Below are 17,763 nucleotides of genomic sequence, written 5' to 3'. Positions count from 1 at the left end.
CTCCCGAAATAGACGCGAGCGCGCTTCCGCCGCCTTTGATGATTTCGTTGTTGTTGAGATAGCCGAAGATACCGAGCGAGCATGCGCCGGAAAGGACGATGAGCCATTTCGTGTCTCCGCCGCTCATGCGCTCGCGGAGCTTTTCAAGGCTCGGCGTAAAAAGCCCCGTGAAGATGAGCCACCCCGCGCCGTTCAGCGCCATCGCGAACCACGACACCGCCATCGCCGTAAGCCCGTATCCGGGGCCGCCGAGCTCAACGCCGGACGCCTGCGCTCCGTAGGTGGCGGCGGTCAGCTCCGTCGGAGCTGCGCCGATTATCGAGAGGCGCAGCCACGCCATCGGGCCGCCTATCGCGGCCATAAGTCCGACCATAACGATAAATACGCCCATCGCGGGGCCTATCGCGGATATAAGTCCTATTCTGAATGAAGTCTTCACGACCGTCGGGTCGATCTTCGCCTCGCGCGCCGTCCTGCGCGCCATCCTCACGTAAAGGACGGCCTGGAGGACGGTAATGACGACCGTCGCCGCGCACAATAGCCATGCTATGCCGGAGTTGGCAATTTTGAGATAATCGTCCATTTTCACACACCCCATATTTTTATTTGGGCGCCAGCCCACGCGGAAGCGGGAAGGAGCGGCCGTCTCGGCCCCGTTCCGCCGGAGAACGAGATAATTATACGGACGCGGGCCGCGCGTGAAATTATCGAGCGCGTACATGAATATCGCGCAGTTTTTGTCTTCCGTATATACTCCGCGGACAAAACGCCGCTCATACCGCCTCCGCGCGCCCGCCGCGGCGCTCCGTAAAGCGCCGGCTTTATCCGCGCGGTACATATAAAATCGGAAATTCATGTCCGTGCGGTACAAGCCGCGCCCGTTCGAAGGCTCCGGGACGGACGGAAGGACGTTATGATATAATAAAAACGTATTGTCTTTGTACCGGAAAGACAAAAGAAACTATGCACCGGACACAGCGCAGTAAAATTATGGGAGTGACGCTCCGTGAATGAAAACGTCGTAACAGTGGAAGACCTGCTTGAGATGCCGTCTCTTTCCGGCATAAAGCTTCTCGCGGGAAGAAACGGCCTCCGCAGGAAAATAGCCTCGGTCACAGTTGTGGACACGCCCGACGGCTCCGCGTGGCTGAGAGGCGAAGAGCTGGTGCTCACCACCGCCTTTGCCGTGAAGAACGACAAACGGCTGCTGACCGAGCTCGTATATCAGCTGCATAAAAAAAACGCCGCCGGCCTCGGCGTGAAGTCGGGCCGCTTCATAGACGAAATCCCGCGCGACGCGCTCGCCGCCGCGGACCTGCTCGGCTTCCCGATAATCTCGGTCCCGGAAAAATACGCCTTCCGCGACATAATAAACCCCGTGATAGCCGCCGTCGTAGACAGGCAGTCCGCTCGGCTCATCTATTCCGAAAAGATACACAACAAATTTCTGCGCCTCGCCGTCAACGGCAACAGCGTCGAGGACGTGCTCTCCGCGCTGAGGTCGCTGCTCGGGCGCAGCGCCGTCTTCGTAGACATGCGCTTCCGCCGCATACATTACTCGGACGGCGCGGGCTGCATATGCGTCCGCCTCGCGGGAATGGGCTTCGACGAGCTGACGCCCGAGATACTGTCGCAGTACCTCCGCCACGCCGTCGCCAACAGCGTGGAAAGCTTCGGCTACATCATGCTCGACAACGAGGGCGGGCCGGTCCGCGACAACGACATGATAACGGCGGCGCTCGAATACGCGGCGACCGTGCTCGCGCTCAGGATGATGGACCGCGTAGCGAGCCAGCGCATAGAGGACAAATACCGGGACGTCTTCCTCGAAGACCTGCTGACCAACAACGTCAAGACGGAAACCGAAATACACAGCCGCGCGCGCCTCTACGGATGGGACTTCCACAACGGCGGCCTCGTCGTCATAGTCGACATAAACAACATAAAGAAATTCTACGTAACGGGCTTCGACCTCGAAAAAGACTCCAAGCTCCAGGAGGCGTCGCGCGGCATCTTCGACGTGTCGATAAGCCAGATGCTCGCGGTCTTCCCGGGCGCGAAGTGCTACAAGCAGAGCGACCTCGCCGTGTTCATAGTCTCGCCGGAGAAATACGAGCAGAACAAAATATATGCGCAGCTCGAAGGCGTCTTCGACGCGATACGCAGCAGGATAGCGGGGAAGATGATCTTCACCGTCACGATGGGCGTCGGCGAATACTTCCCGAACATCCGCGACATCCACAAAAGCTACAGGCAGGCGCGTACCTCGATAAACCTCGGCTACCAGATAGAAAAGTTCGACTGCATACTCTTCTACAGCCGCATGGGCATATACCGGCTGCTCTCGTCGATAGCGGGGACGGACGAAGCCCGCGAGTTCATAGAGCGCTACGTCAGGCCGCTCGCCGACTACGACGCGAAGTACAACGCGTCGCTCACCGAAACGCTCGAGGCGATAATAAAATGCGGCTGGAATCTGAAAATGGCGAGCGAGCTGCTGCTGGTACACTACAACTCGGTAAAATACCGCTTCTCGAAAATCTGCGAGCTGCTCGAGGCCGACCTGCGCGACCACGAAGAACGCCTCGCCGTAGACATCGCGCTCAAGCTGAACATGATGAACGTCAACAACTGGCAGTAAAGCGAAGCGCAAAAACGTGAAAAACGCCGTGAGGCGCAGGAAAAACGCCGTGCGCGGCCGGAGGGGATATTTTATGCTTGTGATAGAAACGGAGCGGCTCGTGCTGCGCGAGCTGACGGAGGCGGATTTTGATGCCGCGCGCGAAATCTTGGGCGACGCGCGGGTGATGTACGCCTGGGAACACGGCTTTTCGGACGGGGAGACGCGCGCGTGGATTGCGGAAAACATTGCAAGGTACCGGCGCGACGGCTTCAGCTACCTCGCGGCGGTCGAGCGCGCGGGCGGCGCGCTGGCGGGGTTCATCGGCCCGCTGGTCGAAACGGTGGACGGCGAGCGCCGCATGGGCGTCGGCTACATACTCAGCAAAAACTTCTGGGGGCGCGGCTACGCGACGGAAGGCGCGGCGGCCTGCGTAGATTATGCGTTCGACCAACTCGATGCAGACGAGGTCATAGCCGAGATACGGCCGGAAAACAGCGCCTCGCGGAGCGTAGCGGAACGCCTCGGCATGACGGCGCGCGAGAGTTTTGTAAAAATCTACAAAGGCAAGGAGATGCCGCACCTTATCTACATCGTGACGAAGGACGAACGGCGGGCGCGGAGGCAGGATCGTCAGCCGCAGACGACGGATTGCGCCCGAAGGGATTGATTTTATGGACGGACGCGGACTCGCAGGATTTGTCATAACGCCCATGACTGCGGCGCGAATCGAGGAATATGTCGGCGTTTTTATAAGCGTTTTCACAAAGGAGCCGTGGAACGACGTCTACGAGTCGCGCGCTCAGGTGCGGCGTTTTTTTGAAAATTACATGGCGGACAGTTATTTTCTCGGCTTCTCGCTCGAGCGCGGCGGCGCGTGCGCGGGGCTCTGCTTCGGCGCGAGGAAGCCGTGGCTCGGCGGCATGGAGTACTGGATAGACCAGTTCTGCGTCGCGGAGGATTTTCAGCGGCGCGGCGCGGGCACGCTCTTCCTCTCGTTCGTCGAGGAGCAGGCGCGGCGGCGCGGCCTGAACGGGATTATGCTCGCGACGGCGCGCAGCTTCCCGGCGGAGAGTTTTTATCTCAAAAACGGCTTTCGCCGCCTCGACGACACAGTGCTGCTGGTGAAATAGCGCTCCGCCGCGCTACATGAAGAGCGGCGCGGCGGCGATGCCGACGACGGCGGAAACGGCTATGTAGACTATCGGGTGCTTCTTAAACTTCCGTATGAGGAACAGAATCAGCACAAAATACGCGATGCGCCACCACGGCATGGCGGAGAACGAAGGCATCGCCTCGCCTATGTGGACGACTGCGATGCGGAAGACGTCGAAGCCCGCGGCGGCGATGAGCCCTGTGACCGCCGGGCGCAGGCCGTAGAACATGTAGTCGACGTATTTATTGCCGCTGAATTTCTCAAGGGATTTCGAGACGAGCGTGATTATGACTATCGCGGGAATGATCGTGCCGAGCGTCGCGACTATTCCGCCCGCCACGCCCGCGAGGTTGAAGCCGACGTAGGTCGCCATGTTGATGCCTATCGGCCCCGGCGTAGACTCCGATATCGCTATCATGTCGGTGATGAAGCGCTCGCTGAACCAGCCGGTGCGCTGGCTGAGTTCCTGAAGGAACGGTATCGTCGCCATTCCGCCGCCGACTGCGAAGAGTCCTATCTTGAAGAATTCTATAAAAAGCTGAAGCAGTATCATTTACTTCGCGGCCTCCTTCTTCGCGGCGAGCGTTTTGCAGACGACGCCGAGCAGCGCCGCGCCGACGATTACCGGAATCGGCGATATCGATGTGAACTCCATCAGGACGAAGACCGCGGCGCAGAGCGCGACGCCGAGCTTGTCCTTGACGCCCTTCTTCCAGAGGCCGAGCACCGCGTCGAGTATCAGCGCGACGACGCAGATAGCGATGCCGTTCATCGCCTCTTTGACATATATGTTGTCCTGGAAGTTCGTGAGGAATGCGGCGATTATGCTGATGATTATGATGCAGGGCGAGACGCAGCCAAGCGCGGCGGCGATTCCGCCCGCGGTGCGGCGCACGTGGTAGCCGATGAAGACGGCGACGTTTACTGCGATGATGCCGGGCAGCCCCTGGCTGACGGCGTAGAAGTCCATCACCTGCTCGTCGCTGACCCAGCGCTTGCTTTCGACGCATTCGCGCTTGAGTATCGGCAGCATCGTGTAGCCCCCGCCGAAGGTGACGGCCCCCATCTTGAAAAACGACAGATATAAATCGAGCAGCTCTTTCATTTATCGAATCCTCCGCTTTTTTTCGGACGCCAGCGCCCATCCGCTAATATACTACCAGCGGCGCGAAAGAGCCAGAGGGCGGATTTTGCCGCGCCGTCATACTTGATAAATCTTCTCCACTATGTTACTCTAGTCACGAAGGGGAAACGCGCATGATTATGACGAGAGAAAGCGATTACGCCGTGAGGATACTGAGGGCGCTCGCTGGCGGCGAGAAGATGACCGTCGGGCGGATCTGCGAGGCTGAGTTCGTGCCGGTGCAGTTCGCCTATAAGATTCTGAAGAAGCTGGCGAAGTGCGGCTATGTGGAAATTTTCCGCGGCGCGGAGGGCGGATGCCGGCTTTCGGCGGACCTCGGAGCGGTGACGCTTTACGATCTGCTGCGCTGCATCGACGAGGATCTTTTCGTGAACGCCTGTATGTCGCCGGATTACGAATGCGCGTGGCGCGGCGCGCACTGCGGCGAGTGCCGGTTTCACAGCAATCTCGCGGGGCTGCAGCGCGTCATCGAGGACGAGCTGAAGCGCCGGACGGTCGGCGCGATGCTCGGATAATTTTTTTAGCGTTAATGTGGAGAAACTTTATCAACAATAAAAAGCTTATGTGTGGGAGGAAAAAATTATGAATCAGTGTTTCGGGTGCAACACATGCAAAAGCGCGGACAAGCCGCTGGAGGATTTTATCCGCGCTCTGCCGAACGAGACTTCGCATCACAGGGTCGCGGGACAGTCGGTGAAGTGCGGCTTCGGCCTTCAGGGCGTCTGCTGCCGCCTCTGCTCGAACGGGCCGTGCCGCGTGACGCCGAAGGCACCGAAGGGCATCTGCGGCGCTACGGCGGACGTCATCGTCGCGCGCAACTTCCTGCGCGCGGTCGCCGCGGGCTCCGGCTGCTACATCCACATCGTCGAGAACACGGCGCTGAACCTCAGGAACACCGCGCTCGCGAAGGGCGAGATAAAGGGCGAGCATGCGCTCGACCATCTCTGCGGGCTCTTCGGCGTGACGGGCGGCGACAAGTACGAAAAGGCGCTCGCGGTAGCTGATATGGTGCTCGCAGACCTCTACAAGCCCGCCTATGAAAAGATGGAGCTGGTCAAAAAGATGGCCTACGCGCCGCGCTACGCGAACTGGGAGAAGCTCGGCATACTGCCGGGCGGCGCGAACGCCGAGATAGTCAAGGGCGTCGTCAAGTGCTCGACGAACCTCAACTCCGACCCAGTGGATATGCTGCTCTCCTGCCTCAAGCTCGGCATCTCGACCGGCCTCTACGGCCTCACGCTGACGAATCTGCTGAACGACGTGATGCTCGGCGAGCCGGAGCTGCGTCCCGCGCCGGTCGGCCTCGGCGTAATCGACCCCGACTATATCAACATTATGATAACGGGGCATCAGCACTCCTGCTTCTCCTACCTTCAGGACAGGCTCGTGACGCCCGAGGCCGAAGCTAAGGCCAAGGCCGCGGGCGCGAAGGGCTTCCGCCTCGTCGGATGCACCTGCGTCGGTCAGGATTTGCAGCTGCGCGGCGCGCATTACACCGAGGTCTTCGTCGGACACGCCGGCAATAACTTCACGTCGGAGGCGGTGCTTTCGACCGGCGCTATCGACGCGGTGCTCTCCGAGTTTAACTGCACGCTGCCCGGCATCGAGCCGATATGCGACGCGCTCGACATAAAGCAGATTTGCCTCGACGACGTGGCGAAAAAATCCAACGCCGAGTATATGCCCTTCGTATTCGAGACGCGCGAAGCCGACGCCGACAGAATCATCGACAAGGTGCTCGAATCCTACAAGAACCGCCGCGGCAAGGTAGAGATGCGCCTCATGCCCGAACACGGCAACAAGGACACCCTGACCGGCGTTTCCGAAGTTTCGCTCAAAAAATTCCTCGGCGGAAACTGGAAGCCGCTCATCGACCTCATCGCCGCGGGCGAAATAAAGGGCGTCGCGGGCGTCGTCGGATGCTCGAACCTCACCTTCGGCGGACACGACGTGCTGACCGTCGAGCTGACGAAGGAGCTCATCAAGCGCGACATCATCGTCCTTTCCGCGGGCTGCTCCTCGGGCGGGCTTGAGAACTGCGGCCTCATGGAGCCGAAGGCCGCGGAGCTTGCGGGGCTGAAGCTCCGCGCCGTGTGCGAGAAGCTCGGCATCCCGCCCGTCCTCAACTTCGGGCCCTGCCTTGCGATAGGCCGTCTCGAAATAGTCGCGACAGAGCTCGCCGCGGCGCTCGGTGTGGACCTGCCGCAGATGCCGCTCGTCCTCTCCGCGCCGCAGTGGCTCGAAGAGCAGGCGCTTGCGGACGGGGCCTTCGGCCTCGCGCTCGGCCTGCCGCTCCACCTCGGCGAGCCGCCCTTCATCACGGGCAGCAAGCTCGTCGTAGACGTGCTGACCGAGCAGATGAAGAGCCTCACGGGCGGACAGGTGATAATCGACCCGAACGCCGCCACCGCAGCGGAGACGCTCGAGCGCATAATCCTCGACCGCCGCGCGGCGCTGAACATCTAAAGAAGGGGGTGCCGGCAATGATGCGAATCTTCATAGACGCCGACAAATGCGACGGCTGCATGAACTGCACGCTCGCCTGCATGAACGCGCACCGCAAAGACGGAGAAGAAAACATCTACACGCTCGACCTCGGCGGCGCGGAGAGCGAGAGCCGCTGCTTCATCCTGCTCGGCGCGAACAAAAGCTACAGGCCGCTCTTCTGCCGCCACTGCGACGAGCCGATGTGCGTCACGAGCTGCATGAGCGGCGCGATGAGCAAGGACCCCGAGACGGGGCTCGTAACCTACGACGAGAAAAAATGCGGCGCCTGCTTCATGTGCGTCATGAACTGCCCCTTCGGCCTGCCGAAGCCCGACCGAGCGACGCGCCAGAAGGTCATAAAATGCGACTTCTGCCGCGACAGGGAAGAGGGCCCGGCCTGCGTCAAAGCCTGCCCCAAGGAAGCCATACACGTCGAGGAGGTGCGCTGACATGATGAAACATCTTATAATCGGAGCCTCCGCCGCCGGAATAGCCGCCGCGCGCAAAATCCGCGCGCTGCGCCCCGGCGACGAAATAACGATAGTCGCGAAGGAGGGCGCGCCGCACTCGCGCTGCATGCTCCACCACTTCATCGGCGGACACAAAAGCGCCGAGGAGATAAACTTCGCTGGCGCGGACTTCTTCGACAAAAACCGCGTGGAATTCATCGCCGGCGAAGAAATCACGAAGGTCCTGCCGGACGAGAAGGCCGTCGTGGGCGCGAAGAGCGGGAAAATATTCTATGACAAGCTGCTCATCACGACCGGCGCGAGATACTTCATCCCGCCCGTGCCGGGCTTCCGAGAGGGTAAAAACGTCTACGGCCTGCGCGACCTGGACGACGCGCGCAAAATCAGCGAGGCGGCGAAAAACGCGAAGCAATGCGTCATAGTCGGCTCCGGACTCGTCGGCCTCGACGCCGCATACGCGCTCGCGGAGCGCGGCGTCAAATGCCGCATAGTCGAGATGGAAAACAGGCTCTGCCCGCTCCAGCTCGACGAGACCGCCGCCGCGCCATACAAAGCGCTCTTTGAGAAGGCGGGATGCGAATTCTACCTTTCGAAGAAGGCCAGCGCCGCGGAGCTCGACGCGGACGGAAATGTAAAGGCCGTGACGCTCGACGACGGCACGCGCCTCCCCGCGGACTTCCTCGTCGTCAGCGCGGGCGTGCGCCCGAACATAGAATTCCTCGAAGGCAGCGGAATCGAGCTCGACCGCAGAATCGTCACCGACGAGCACATGCGCACAAGCGTCCCGGACGTTTACGCCTCGGGCGACGCGGCGGGCCTCTCCGGAATATGGCCCAACGCCGCGCTCCAGGGCGAAATCGCCGCGAAAAACATGTGCGGCGTCGAAGCCGAATACACCGACCGCTACGCGATGAAGAACACGATGAACTTCTTCGGCCTCACGACGCTGTCGCTCGGCCCGACCGCCGCAAAAGAGGGCGACGAAGTCTTCACCGCCGAAAGCCGCCAGGGCTACGCAAAAGCGATCCTCCGCGACAACGCGCTCGTCCACCTCACAATCCAGGGCGACATCGGCAACACCGGCTTCTGGCAGGAAATCATAAAACGCGGCATAAACCCGCGCACCCCCGGAAAACCGCTCGCCGCGCTCAGCTACGCCGACTTCTGGAAGTACGACGAAGCAAGCGGAAAGTACGCGTGGGAATAGCCCGACGCCGAAGTAAACGAAAACGACACAAGAGCGGGACGCGCATGAAAGCGCGCCCCGCTTCTCGTATAATGAGCGTACCGGTTGAAGGAAGGGAGGCAAATCGACATGATAAACACACGCGGCAACAGCGGCTTTACAACACAAATAAACCAAGTAATTTCAACGGCAGAAGCCCTATTCGAAGGTCAGATGCTAGGAATGTATCTATACGGCTCCGCGACGATGAACGGACTGCGCCCGCACAGCGACATAGATATACTGATAATCACCGAACGGGAGATGAGCGATGCGGCAAGAGAGACGCTGACAAAGCGGTTATTGAGCGTTTCAAGCCGCGCGGGCTGCGCCGGAAAAAGGCCTTTGGAGGTTGCCGTCGTCAATCATAACGATATCGTTCCGCTGCGATTCCCGCCTAAATGCGAATATATGTACGGAGAATGGCTTCGTGAAGAAATGGAAGCGGGGCAATATCCTCAGCCGTTCCTCGACCCCGATATAACGGTTTTATTATGGCAGGCCCGAAAAAGCTGCATAACTCTGAAGGGCGCGGAGTGCGAAAAGCTCATTCCGCCCATCCCCTTTTATGAAGTCCGCAAAGCGATCCAATTTTCTCTTCCCGCTTTAATTTCCGGCTTTACCGGCGACGAGAGAAACGTGCTGCTGACCCTATCCAGAATGTGGTTTACCTTAGAAACGGAAGAAATAACCTCGAAGGATATCGCCGCGGAATGGGTGATTCCAAAATTGCCGGCTAAATTTTCTCCGCTGCTGCATACGGCGAAGGAGGCCTACCTTGGGAATCTGTCCGACGAATGGGGAAGCGTCGAAAAAGAAGCCGCCGCTCTCGTAAATTTTATGAAAGAGCGGATTGAGGAATTGCTTGCTTTCAGGAAATCTGAAAAATAATGGGAAGCTCCTAAATGAGCAAGGCTTTGCGCTTCTTGACTGGCAGTTGACCGCGGTATAGACGGCACTATAAAGGATATGCAGCCTGTCTAATTTGCCGCACCACAAAACGACGAACTGCGGCTTGCCTTTTTCCAGCACCCGCACGCGAAAAGACCTCCGACAAACGCCGGAGGTCTTTCGTTCCTTGGGTATTGGCAGCAACGTTTTACAGAGTTTCGTTCTGGCGGGCGTTCCGCGCCGCGGGGCGTTTTATGCAGGGCACCTTTCGGCTGCGCCTCGCTTCGCCTGTTCGCCCGCCGTGTGTGGGAGACTGGTTTTCACGTCCTTTCCTTTGAGATGAGTACCTTTTTTATTACGAACCCGAGAGCGCGAGCTTTCGAGGAGTGCCGTATGTTCTTTGGCGGGATTAAAATCGACCTTCACGTCCCCGCCCTTTCTGATAAAAAGTATAGCGCCGGGATGTGAAGGTCTTATGATTGTTTTATGTGTTTTCTGTGGCGGAAATATGGCGATTTTGTGGCGGCGCGGAGCTACTGTCCGTCGTGTATCTCCTCATAATATGTGCCCATGAGCTTTTTCCAGTCGACGTTGTCGTCGAGCAGGTTCGGGCACGTCGCGTCGGGGTAGAACCATTTGCGGCCGAGTCCCATGAGTATCTGCCACCAGTCGTGTACGTCCGGCGTCAGTATTTCGCCTTCGGGGCCGATGCGGCGCAGCTCGCGGTAGACGAGCGCGACCATCTGGCTTTCGTCCATCGCGGCCGTCGTCTTCGCGTAGAACTCTATCATGTAGAAGTAGGAGCATGAGCCGAGCTGGTAGAGCAGCTCGGTCCATTTCGGCGATATCTTAGACGTCTTCGCGAGCGTCATCTGTTTTTTGCTTCCCGAGCTTTTATGGTTCACGACGAAGAGTATCTTGTCGGGGTCTATGTGGTGCAGCTCGTCGTATTTTTTAATCAGCGCCTCGGCTATCGGCCTGATTTTGCTCGAGCATATTTCGTAGTCGAATTCTGCCTCTGTTCTAGCGGACATATTTCATTCCTCCGTTTTCGTGCTTGCGCAGTCTTTTCTGCCGTTCTTCATTATACCATTGCGCCGCCCACGGCTTAACGGCGCGCCCTCTATCCACGTTTTTGTGGATAAAAATGTGTATTATGTTGTTAACTTATTCTGACCTTATGTGGATATGTGAGTATGTCTCGGAGTGCGGCGGAAAACGAAATGCACAAACGGTTGGAGTCAAGCTGTAGTTAAATCAGAACCACCGGCTAAGCCGGTGGTATGTCCCAGCCCTATAAGGGCATATTACCGGCAGCTCTAAACGAGCTTGAAAGTCCGCCAACCGCACCACTTTCCCGGGCGGCTCCTAAAGGAGCTTACCGGGAATCTTTTTTGCCTGCGTTGACCGGCTTACCCGTAAACGGGTCTACCGGCTCAAACAAACTCAGCTGGTCGGCTTGATAGTCCTCTTTCAGCTGGTTCCTGATATACTCCGCTATTTTCTTCTGATTGCGCCCTACTGTGTCTACGTAATATCCTCTGCACCAGAAATGTCTGTTGCCATATTTGTATTTCATATGTGCAAAGCGGTCGAATATCATAAGCGAGCTTTTGCCCTTTAGGTATCCCATAATCTGCGACACACTGTATTTGGGCGGTATGGCAATCAGCATATGGATATGGTCTGCACAGAGATTGGCTTCAATGATTTCGATTTCTTTCCTCTCGCAGAGAGTCCTTAAAATTTTCCCAATCTCAGTTTTCAGCCTGCCGTAGATAATCTGTCTTCTGAATTTCGGAGCAAAGACTATATGATATTTGCAATTCCATTTTGTATGTGCTAGGGTGTCATTGTCCATATTTGGGACTTCCTCTGTACGTTGCTAAGACGGTTGACGGACTTTCTTATACTACGTCAGAGGAGCTTTTACTCATAGCTATAAGCTGAATGAACTCCATGCATAGCATGGAGTTTTCTTTACACAACTAAAAACGACGCCCGCGCCGGAGCGTGAGCGTCGTTTCTTTAATTTTGCGTTGTTGCGTTGATTTTTGCCGCGCGGTTATTTTTTGAGCGAGCGGCCGCGTCTTACGAAGGTCGGGTTTTCGTATGCGTCGTAGGCTGAGCGGCGGCGGCCCGCGTAGGGCTCGTTTCCGGCCTGCTCGTCCTCAGCGGGCGCGTCGTCGCGCAGCCACGCAGGCGTGTGGACTCCGGCGTAGGGCGACGGCGCGGGCTGCTGTTCAGGCTGCGGCTGTTCCGCCGCTTCCGCCTGCCGAACGGACTCTTCATTATAATAGCGCCTTTCGGGCGCGCGTTCCTCGCGCTGCGGCGCGGCGCGGCGCGTGTAGACGTTTATCTCCGGCTCCGGCTCGCGCGGCGTTTCGTCGAAGCCGGCGGCGACTATCGTCACCTCGACCTCTTCTTCTATCGATTTGTCCTCGGCGCAGCCCCAGATGAAGTGCGCGTCGGGCGACTTTACGTCCTCGATGATGTCGGCGGCTAGGCCGACTTCGTAGAGCGCGAGCTCTTTTCTGTGCGTGATGTTCATGAGCACGCCCTTGGCGCCCTGCATGGAGCACTCCATGAGCGGGCTTTCGAGCGCCATGCGCACGGCTTTTTCGACGCAGTCTTCGCCGCTCGCGGCTCCGACGCCCATTACCGTGCGTCCCGCGCCGCGCATAACGGTGTTAAGGTCGGCGAAGTCGACGTTTACGAGCCCGGGGCGCGTGACGAGGTCCGTGACCCCCTGCACCGCCTGGCGCAGGACCTCGTCGGCGAGCGAGAAGGATTCCGTCAGAGGCGTGTTCTTCTGCGCTATTTCGAGAAGCCTGTCGTTCGGCACGACGATGAGCGCGTCGACCTCGGGGAAGAGCTTTTCGATGCCCTCTTCCGCGTAGCGGCGGCGGCGCTTTCCTTCAAACGAGAAGGGCTTCGTGACGACCGCGACTGTCAGTATCCCCATTTCGCGCGCGGCGCGCGCAATTACGGGGATGGCTCCCGTTCCGGTGCCGCCGCCCATGCCCGCGGTCAGGTAGACCATGTCCGCGCCCTTCATGTAGCGGCGTATCTCGTCGATCGATTCGAGCGCGGCGCGCTCGCCCACCTTGGGCACGGCTCCCGCGCCGAGCCCCTTCGTGACGCGCTCGCCGAGGACTATCTTCGACTCGCAGAGCGAGCTGCCGAGCGAGCGCACGTCGGTGTTCACCGCGAGGGTGTCCACGTCCTTGAGGCCGTGCGATATTATATGGTTGAGGGCGTTTCCGCCGCCCCCGCCTATCGCGATGACCTTTATAGCCTTATGGAAGATTCCCTGAGCCGCGGTCTCTTTCATATCCGCTTTATTTTCTTCGGCCCGCCCCTGATATGCGGGGCTTTCACCAAACTGTCCATAGTACGCAAATTCTTCTGCCGGCACGGAGCGACACACCTTCTTTGCCTGTTGATGTATAATATTCCGTATGTTTTTATTATAGCATCGAGAGGTGTTAATTTTATGGCTTCGGGCAACGGATATGCAAATTTTTTCAGCGGCAACGTGCCTTTTATAATTTTCTTCGCATTCTTCGCGCTGCTCGCATGGGACATAACCTCGCCGATGGCGACGGCGATTATATGGGCCGGGATGCTCTCGTTCGTCGCGACGCCGCTTAACAAAAAGATACTCAAGGCGCTCCGCGGCGGCAAGTACCCGAGCATCTCCGCGGCTGTGACGATGACGGCGCTGCTGCTGCTCTGCTTCGTCCCGGTGCTGCTCGCCCTCTCGACGCTCGCGAGCGAGGTGACGAGCCTCGGGCGCATCTTCGCGCAGCTTTTCGTCAAGATTCAGCACGTCGCGCACAACGGCGCGGCGATAGAGTTCCCCGACTGGATGCCGGCCTGGATAGCGGACAACATACGCAATTTCATGGCCGACTCCGACGCGCTGCGCGGCGCGGCGCAGAACGTAGTGCAGTGGGCGACGCGCTTCCTCAGCTCGATTTCGGCGCGGCTCATAGAGCACGGCTCCTCCTTCCTGCTCAACTCCGTCATAACTCTGATGGTTTCCTTCTTCTTTATACGCGACGGCGAAAAAATAATCGACTACATAGAGAGCGTGACGCCGCTCGAACCCGAGGAAAAACAAAACTTTTTCAGTCAAATTTCGGGGATTCTGAACTCGATAATATACGGTATAATCTTCACCGTCGCCGTCCAGGCCGTGCTCGGCGCGATCGGCTGGTGGATAGTCGGCCTCGGGAACCCGGTGTTCTTCGGGATGCTGATGTTCTTCTTCGGCATGTTCCCCGCGGGGACGGCGGTCGTCTGGGTGCCGGGCGCGATATACCTCGCCTTCACGGGCGACCTGAAGAACGCCGCGATACTTTTCGTGTGGGGCGCGGCGATAGTCGGGACGATAGACAACCTGCTCCGCCCGTACCTGATAAGCTCTGGCGGCAGGGGCGGCGTCGAGATATCGACGCTCGTCATAATACTCGGCCTTTTCGGCGGAGTGATGAAGTGGGGCTTCCTCGGGGTTTTCGTCGGGCCGCTGCTGCTGGTGCTCTTCATATCTGTCTGCGGACTTTATAAAAAGCGCTGGCTCGAAAGTATTGGAGGAAAATGATTTACAATGCTCGCAGAATTCATAGCCACCGCGGCGACGGGCGCGTCGCTCGCGATGGACGCCTTTTCCGTCTCCATCTGCATAGGGCTCTGCCATGACCGCATAAGCGCGAAGAACGTGCTGACGGTCGGAGGCGCGTTCGGATTTTTTCAGTTCTTCATGCCTCTGCTCGGAGGCGTAATAGCGGGAGGACTCTCGGGATTTTTCAGCACATGGACGCCGTGGATAGCCGCGGCGCTCATCGTCTGGGTCGCCGTCAACATGATACGCGAGGCGGCCTCGAGCGGCGAGGACGACTGCTCGTCGATGACGATAACGCTCAGGAGCATGACTGTGCTATCGTTCGCGACCTCGCTTGACGCGCTCGCCGTCGGCTTCTCGATAGAAAGCACCGGCGGCTCCGCAATGTCGCTCGCTGTGCTCGCCGGGATAATAACCTTCGCGCTCTCCGCCGCGGGCACGATCGCCGGCAAAAAAGTCGGCTCGCATTTCGGCAGGAAGGCCGAATACGTAGGCGGCGGCGTCCTGCTGGTCATAGCGGCGCGGATAATATTGCAGGCGCTGTAAAACAACTCAGGCAAATACGCAAAAAGAGGCCGCGAGGCCTCTTTTTTATTTCACGCGCACGCTGCGCCGCCGCTAAGAAACATAAAAGACGACTGCGCCGCGGCGCTCCGCCGTCTCTTTATAAAACTCTTTTATCTTCCGGACATAACCGCGAAGATACTCGAAAAATCCGTCCTCGTCGCTTTCGTCCATAATCGGATACACTTCGTCCGCCAGCATCGCGCCGAAGTCGAACATGCCTTTCAGCTTATCTTCGTCAAGCGAATCCAGATACTCCGCAGCTTCGCGCACCTGTTCCGCATCGGCGAAGAAAGCGCCGAACTCCATGCCGCTCTCTATAAAATTTTCGTCGCGTATCGGAACGACGTATCCCATCGGCGGCTCTCCGTCGTCTATGTCACCGCACAGCAGATAATGCACAGCCTGCCATGACTTATCTATATCGAGCGTCTGGTGCTCCTCGGGATTCATGTCGTAAATATCCATCTCTCCCGAACGTATGCGCTTCAGCTCATCTTCGCCGACCGCGATATAATTTCCCAGCATACCCATAATTTCGCCGCCCTTATCAAAAGAACGCCGCGTATGAAACGCGGCGTCTTAAGCATTTATTGCTCTATATCTCCCTCAGCTCGTAATCGCGCGTGCCTATGCCTATCTTCTCGGCGTGCTCGAGCGTCGCCTGCCAGTGCGTGTCGGGGTGGATTGTGTGGAAGTGGTCCGCGCCGGCTCCGCGCTTCTTTATCTGGTCGGCGAGGTATGTGTTCGCGACGGCGGGGGCCTTCATCACGGCGTCGGCGCAGGCCTGGTCGAGCGCAACGGGGTCGTGCGAGGCGAAAAAGCCGATGTTCGGCACCACCGCCGCGTCGTTCTCCGCGTGGCAGTCGCAGAAGGGCGAGACGTCCACGACGGCGGCGATATGGAAGTTCGGCTTTCCGTCTATTACGGCCTTCGCGTACTCCGCCATCTTGCGGCAGACGGCGGTCTCCGAGCCCTCCCAGTCTGGCTTCACCGCGTCGAAGGGACAGGCGCCGATGCAGCGGCCGCAGCCTACGCACTTTTCGTGGTCGATGTGCGCCTTGCCTTCGGTTATCCTTATCGCCTTCTGCGCGCAGTTTCTGGCGCAGCGGCCGCAGCCGATGCACTTGGCCTCGTCAACCGAGGGCTTGCCGTCGCTGTGCATCTCCATTTTGCCGCCGCGCGAGCCGGAGCCCATGCCGAGGTTCTTAATCGCGCCGCCGAAGCCCGTTATCTCGTGGCCCTTGAAGTGCGTCAGCGAGATTATCACGTCGGCGTCGGCTATCGCGCGGCCTATCTTCGCTTCCTTTATATACTCGCCGCCATTGACAGGAACGAGCGCCTCGTCGGTGCCCTTCAGGCCGTCGGCTATGACGACGTGGCAGCCGGTACAGAATGGGTTGTAGCCGTTCTCGTAGGCGGCCTCGAGGTGCTCGATCGCGTCCTTCCTGCGCCCGACGTAGAGCGTGTTGCTGTCGGTCAAAAACGGCTTGCCGCCGAGCTCCTTGACCTTGTCCGCGACGACCTTCGCGAAGTTCGGGCGCAGATAGGCGATGTTGCCCGGCTCGCCGAGATGTATCTTTATCGCAGTGAACTGCTTTTCGAAATTGATGTCCGCAATCCCGGCCCGCTCTATGAGCGCGCGGAATTTCTGCAGAAGGTTCCTCTCGGGCGTGGCCCGCATATCGGTGAAATAAACGACAGAACGTCCCATGTATTCTCCTCCGTTGTCAGGCCTCGCGGCCTTTTTCCAAACACACTGCGTTTATCATACAACATTGAGCGGACTCAAGGAAAGACGAACGCGCCGCAGCTTCGCCGTTCTTTTAGTCAAATAAAATCAAATATAAATCTCTCTTTTTTAGCGCGATTTCTCCGAAACAACGTTGTTTTTGGCCTTATAATCAATTTCGCCGCGCGCGATAAACGACGGCGCGGCTCACAAAGATTTAAGGAGGAAGACGAAAATGCTCAAAAACAAAGACGAGGGCGTAAAGGCTGAAAAGCTCGGAGGAAGCGGCAAGGGCTGCGCAATGAGATTCCCCGTGGAGATACCGGACAACGACGGCGCGTTCACGATGACGACGCGCATCGAGCTCGAGCCCGGCGCGTCTATCGGCTATCACCTCCACGGCGACAACGAAGAGGTCTACTTCATCATGAGCGGCGAGGGAACCTACTGCGAGGACGGCGAGAAGCACGCGGTCAAGGCCGGAGACATCATGCTCTGCCGCAAGGGCCATTCGCACGGCCTTGAAAACACCGGCGCGGCGACGCTCGTCATGGGAGCCGCGATAGCGAAGCGCGGGTAAGAGATACAGCGGCAATCATAAAGCAGGCGCGGGCGCGCGGACTTCACGCCCGCGCCTATTTTTTATCCGGCGCGCGCTCGCGTTCCGCCGGGCCGCGCCATGCGGCGGCGAGAGATTAAAATTTTTCTCCGCGTTCCGCCATGCGCCGGTCCGTCAAGCCGGCGGCTCCCGCGCAAACGCCGCGCTCCGTAGTTCGCGCGCGGGCGGCTGCGGGACTGCGGGACAGCCGCATATACGCGGGCGGCGCGCCGCAGCTCTTCGGCAGCT

The 17,763-nt window shown here is 58.7% G+C and carries 19 protein-coding genes; 11 read left to right on the top strand and 8 right to left on the bottom strand.

From position 1 onward, the window contains the following. On the bottom strand, positions 1-598 hold a 598-nt coding region (locus ABGT66_RS11200; RefSeq protein ID WP_346690704.1), incomplete at its 3' end, for a DUF5058 family protein. Positions 599-1,006: 408 nt separating this feature from the next. On the opposite strand from ABGT66_RS11200, the gene ABGT66_RS11195 reads away from it, so the two are divergent. The 3 genes from ABGT66_RS11195 (at position 1,007) to ABGT66_RS11185 (ending at position 3,753) form a co-directional block, all read left to right on the top strand. Then, positions 1,007-2,641, top strand: a complete 1,635-nt coding sequence (locus ABGT66_RS11195) for a PucR family transcriptional regulator ligand-binding domain-containing protein (protein ID WP_346690703.1) — start codon at positions 1,007-1,009, stop codon at positions 2,639-2,641. Between the two features lie 73 nt (positions 2,642-2,714). Further along, the gene (locus tag ABGT66_RS11190; RefSeq protein ID WP_346690701.1) at positions 2,715-3,290 is read left to right on the top strand and encodes a GNAT family N-acetyltransferase; all 576 of its coding nucleotides are present in this window, start codon (positions 2,715-2,717) and stop codon (positions 3,288-3,290) included. A 4-nt stretch (positions 3,291-3,294) separates the two neighbouring features. Continuing rightward, positions 3,295-3,753, top strand: a complete 459-nt coding sequence (locus tag ABGT66_RS11185) for a GNAT family N-acetyltransferase (protein WP_346690699.1) — start codon at positions 3,295-3,297, stop codon at positions 3,751-3,753. A gap of 12 nt (positions 3,754-3,765) precedes the next feature. On the opposite strand, the gene ABGT66_RS11180 is transcribed toward ABGT66_RS11185, so the two are convergent. Together ABGT66_RS11180 and ABGT66_RS11175 are read right to left on the bottom strand one after the other, a co-directional pair. Further along, positions 3,766-4,329: a chromate transporter gene (locus tag ABGT66_RS11180; RefSeq protein WP_346690697.1), complete on the bottom strand. Its 564-nt coding sequence runs from the start codon at positions 4,327-4,329 to the stop codon at positions 3,766-3,768. Continuing rightward, entirely contained in the window at positions 4,330-4,881 is a 552-nt protein-coding gene (locus ABGT66_RS11175) for a chromate transporter (protein WP_294192281.1), read from the bottom strand. A 152-nt stretch (positions 4,882-5,033) separates the two neighbouring features. On the opposite strand from ABGT66_RS11175, the gene ABGT66_RS11170 reads away from it, so the two are divergent. The 5 genes from ABGT66_RS11170 (at position 5,034) to ant(9) (ending at position 9,993) form a co-directional block, all read left to right on the top strand. Continuing rightward, a complete protein-coding gene (locus ABGT66_RS11170; protein ID WP_346690695.1) occupies positions 5,034-5,435 on the top strand; it encodes an Rrf2 family transcriptional regulator in 402 nt (133 codons plus the stop codon). Positions 5,436-5,502: 67 nt separating this feature from the next. Then, positions 5,503-7,386: an anaerobic carbon-monoxide dehydrogenase catalytic subunit gene (gene cooS / locus ABGT66_RS11165; protein WP_346690694.1), complete on the top strand. Its 1,884-nt coding sequence runs from the start codon at positions 5,503-5,505 to the stop codon at positions 7,384-7,386. 17 nt (positions 7,387-7,403) lie between these two features. Then, a complete protein-coding gene (locus ABGT66_RS11160; protein ID WP_346690693.1) occupies positions 7,404-7,856 on the top strand; it encodes a 4Fe-4S dicluster domain-containing protein in 453 nt (150 codons plus the stop codon). Position 7,857: 1 nt separating this feature from the next. Further along, positions 7,858-9,084: an FAD-dependent oxidoreductase gene (locus tag ABGT66_RS11155; protein WP_346690691.1), complete on the top strand. Its 1,227-nt coding sequence runs from the start codon at positions 7,858-7,860 to the stop codon at positions 9,082-9,084. A gap of 108 nt (positions 9,085-9,192) precedes the next feature. Further along, positions 9,193-9,993: an aminoglycoside nucleotidyltransferase ANT(9) gene (ant(9), locus tag ABGT66_RS11150; protein ID WP_346690689.1), complete on the top strand. Its 801-nt coding sequence runs from the start codon at positions 9,193-9,195 to the stop codon at positions 9,991-9,993. A gap of 533 nt (positions 9,994-10,526) precedes the next feature. Here ant(9) and ABGT66_RS11145 read toward each other — a convergent pair. The 3 genes from ABGT66_RS11145 to ftsZ form a co-directional block, all read right to left on the bottom strand. After that, a complete protein-coding gene (locus tag ABGT66_RS11145) occupies positions 10,527-11,027 on the bottom strand; it encodes a putative metallopeptidase (RefSeq protein WP_294192267.1) in 501 nt (166 codons plus the stop codon). A gap of 344 nt (positions 11,028-11,371) precedes the next feature. Further along, on the bottom strand, positions 11,372-11,854 hold the full coding sequence (tnpA, locus tag ABGT66_RS11140; RefSeq protein WP_346690687.1) for an IS200/IS605 family transposase: 483 nt from the start codon (positions 11,852-11,854) through the stop codon (positions 11,372-11,374). Positions 11,855-12,058: 204 nt separating this feature from the next. Continuing rightward, the gene (gene ftsZ / locus ABGT66_RS11135) at positions 12,059-13,327 is read right to left on the bottom strand and encodes a cell division protein FtsZ (RefSeq protein ID WP_346690686.1); all 1,269 of its coding nucleotides are present in this window, start codon (positions 13,325-13,327) and stop codon (positions 12,059-12,061) included. 162 nt (positions 13,328-13,489) lie between these two features. Between ftsZ and ABGT66_RS11130 the strand changes: the two genes are divergently transcribed. Both ABGT66_RS11130 and ABGT66_RS11125 read left to right on the top strand, forming a co-directional pair. Then, positions 13,490-14,599, top strand: coding sequence for an AI-2E family transporter (locus ABGT66_RS11130; RefSeq protein ID WP_294192263.1), 1,110 nt, complete (start codon positions 13,490-13,492; stop codon positions 14,597-14,599). A 6-nt stretch (positions 14,600-14,605) separates the two neighbouring features. Further along, positions 14,606-15,166 carry a manganese efflux pump gene (locus tag ABGT66_RS11125; protein WP_346690684.1) on the top strand — a complete coding sequence of 187 codons (561 nt, stop codon included), beginning with the start codon at positions 14,606-14,608 and terminating at the stop codon, positions 15,164-15,166. Positions 15,167-15,238: 72 nt separating this feature from the next. On the opposite strand, the gene ABGT66_RS11120 is transcribed toward ABGT66_RS11125, so the two are convergent. Both ABGT66_RS11120 and ABGT66_RS11115 read right to left on the bottom strand, forming a co-directional pair. Then, positions 15,239-15,718 (bottom strand): YfbM family protein, encoded by a 480-nt coding sequence (locus ABGT66_RS11120; RefSeq protein WP_300261189.1) that lies wholly within the window; start codon positions 15,716-15,718, stop codon positions 15,239-15,241. A gap of 64 nt (positions 15,719-15,782) precedes the next feature. Beyond that, the gene (locus ABGT66_RS11115; protein WP_346690682.1) at positions 15,783-16,898 is read right to left on the bottom strand and encodes a DUF362 domain-containing protein; all 1,116 of its coding nucleotides are present in this window, start codon (positions 16,896-16,898) and stop codon (positions 15,783-15,785) included. 253 nt (positions 16,899-17,151) lie between these two features. Between ABGT66_RS11115 and ABGT66_RS11110 the strand changes: the two genes are divergently transcribed. After that, positions 17,152-17,496 (top strand): cupin domain-containing protein, encoded by a 345-nt coding sequence (locus ABGT66_RS11110; protein WP_294192256.1) that lies wholly within the window; start codon positions 17,152-17,154, stop codon positions 17,494-17,496. Positions 17,497-17,763: the final 267 nt, after the last annotated feature.

This window comes from uncultured Cloacibacillus sp., assembly GCF_963926575.1.
Lineage (GTDB): Bacteria > Synergistota > Synergistia > Synergistales > Synergistaceae > Caccocola > Caccocola faecigallinarum.
Note: the sequence above shows the minus strand (reverse complement) of the source record. Positions and strands in the feature narration are given on the sequence as shown.

Coding starts and splice junctions, on each gene's coding strand:
- ABGT66_RS11115 (WP_346690682.1), bottom strand. CDS start 16,898: ATGGGACGTTCTGTCGTTTATTTCACCGATATGCGGGCCACGCCCGAG.
- ABGT66_RS11130 (WP_294192263.1), top strand. CDS start 13,490: ATGGCTTCGGGCAACGGATATGCAAATTTTTTCAGCGGCAACGTGCCT.
- ABGT66_RS11125 (WP_346690684.1), top strand. CDS start 14,606: ATGCTCGCAGAATTCATAGCCACCGCGGCGACGGGCGCGTCGCTCGCG.
- ABGT66_RS11185 (WP_346690699.1), top strand. CDS start 3,295: ATGGACGGACGCGGACTCGCAGGATTTGTCATAACGCCCATGACTGCG.
- ABGT66_RS11160 (WP_346690693.1), top strand. CDS start 7,404: ATGATGCGAATCTTCATAGACGCCGACAAATGCGACGGCTGCATGAAC.
- ABGT66_RS11175 (WP_294192281.1), bottom strand. CDS start 4,881: ATGAAAGAGCTGCTCGATTTATATCTGTCGTTTTTCAAGATGGGGGCC.
- ABGT66_RS11145 (WP_294192267.1), bottom strand. CDS start 11,027: ATGTCCGCTAGAACAGAGGCAGAATTCGACTACGAAATATGCTCGAGC.
- ABGT66_RS11190 (WP_346690701.1), top strand. CDS start 2,715: ATGCTTGTGATAGAAACGGAGCGGCTCGTGCTGCGCGAGCTGACGGAG.
- ABGT66_RS11120 (WP_300261189.1), bottom strand. CDS start 15,718: ATGGGTATGCTGGGAAATTATATCGCGGTCGGCGAAGATGAGCTGAAG.
- ABGT66_RS11170 (WP_346690695.1), top strand. CDS start 5,034: ATGATTATGACGAGAGAAAGCGATTACGCCGTGAGGATACTGAGGGCG.
- ftsZ (WP_346690686.1), bottom strand. CDS start 13,327: ATGAAAGAGACCGCGGCTCAGGGAATCTTCCATAAGGCTATAAAGGTC.
- tnpA (WP_346690687.1), bottom strand. CDS start 11,854: ATGGACAATGACACCCTAGCACATACAAAATGGAATTGCAAATATCAT.
- cooS (WP_346690694.1), top strand. CDS start 5,503: ATGAATCAGTGTTTCGGGTGCAACACATGCAAAAGCGCGGACAAGCCG.
- ABGT66_RS11155 (WP_346690691.1), top strand. CDS start 7,858: ATGATGAAACATCTTATAATCGGAGCCTCCGCCGCCGGAATAGCCGCC.
- ABGT66_RS11110 (WP_294192256.1), top strand. CDS start 17,152: ATGCTCAAAAACAAAGACGAGGGCGTAAAGGCTGAAAAGCTCGGAGGA.
- ABGT66_RS11180 (WP_346690697.1), bottom strand. CDS start 4,329: ATGATACTGCTTCAGCTTTTTATAGAATTCTTCAAGATAGGACTCTTC.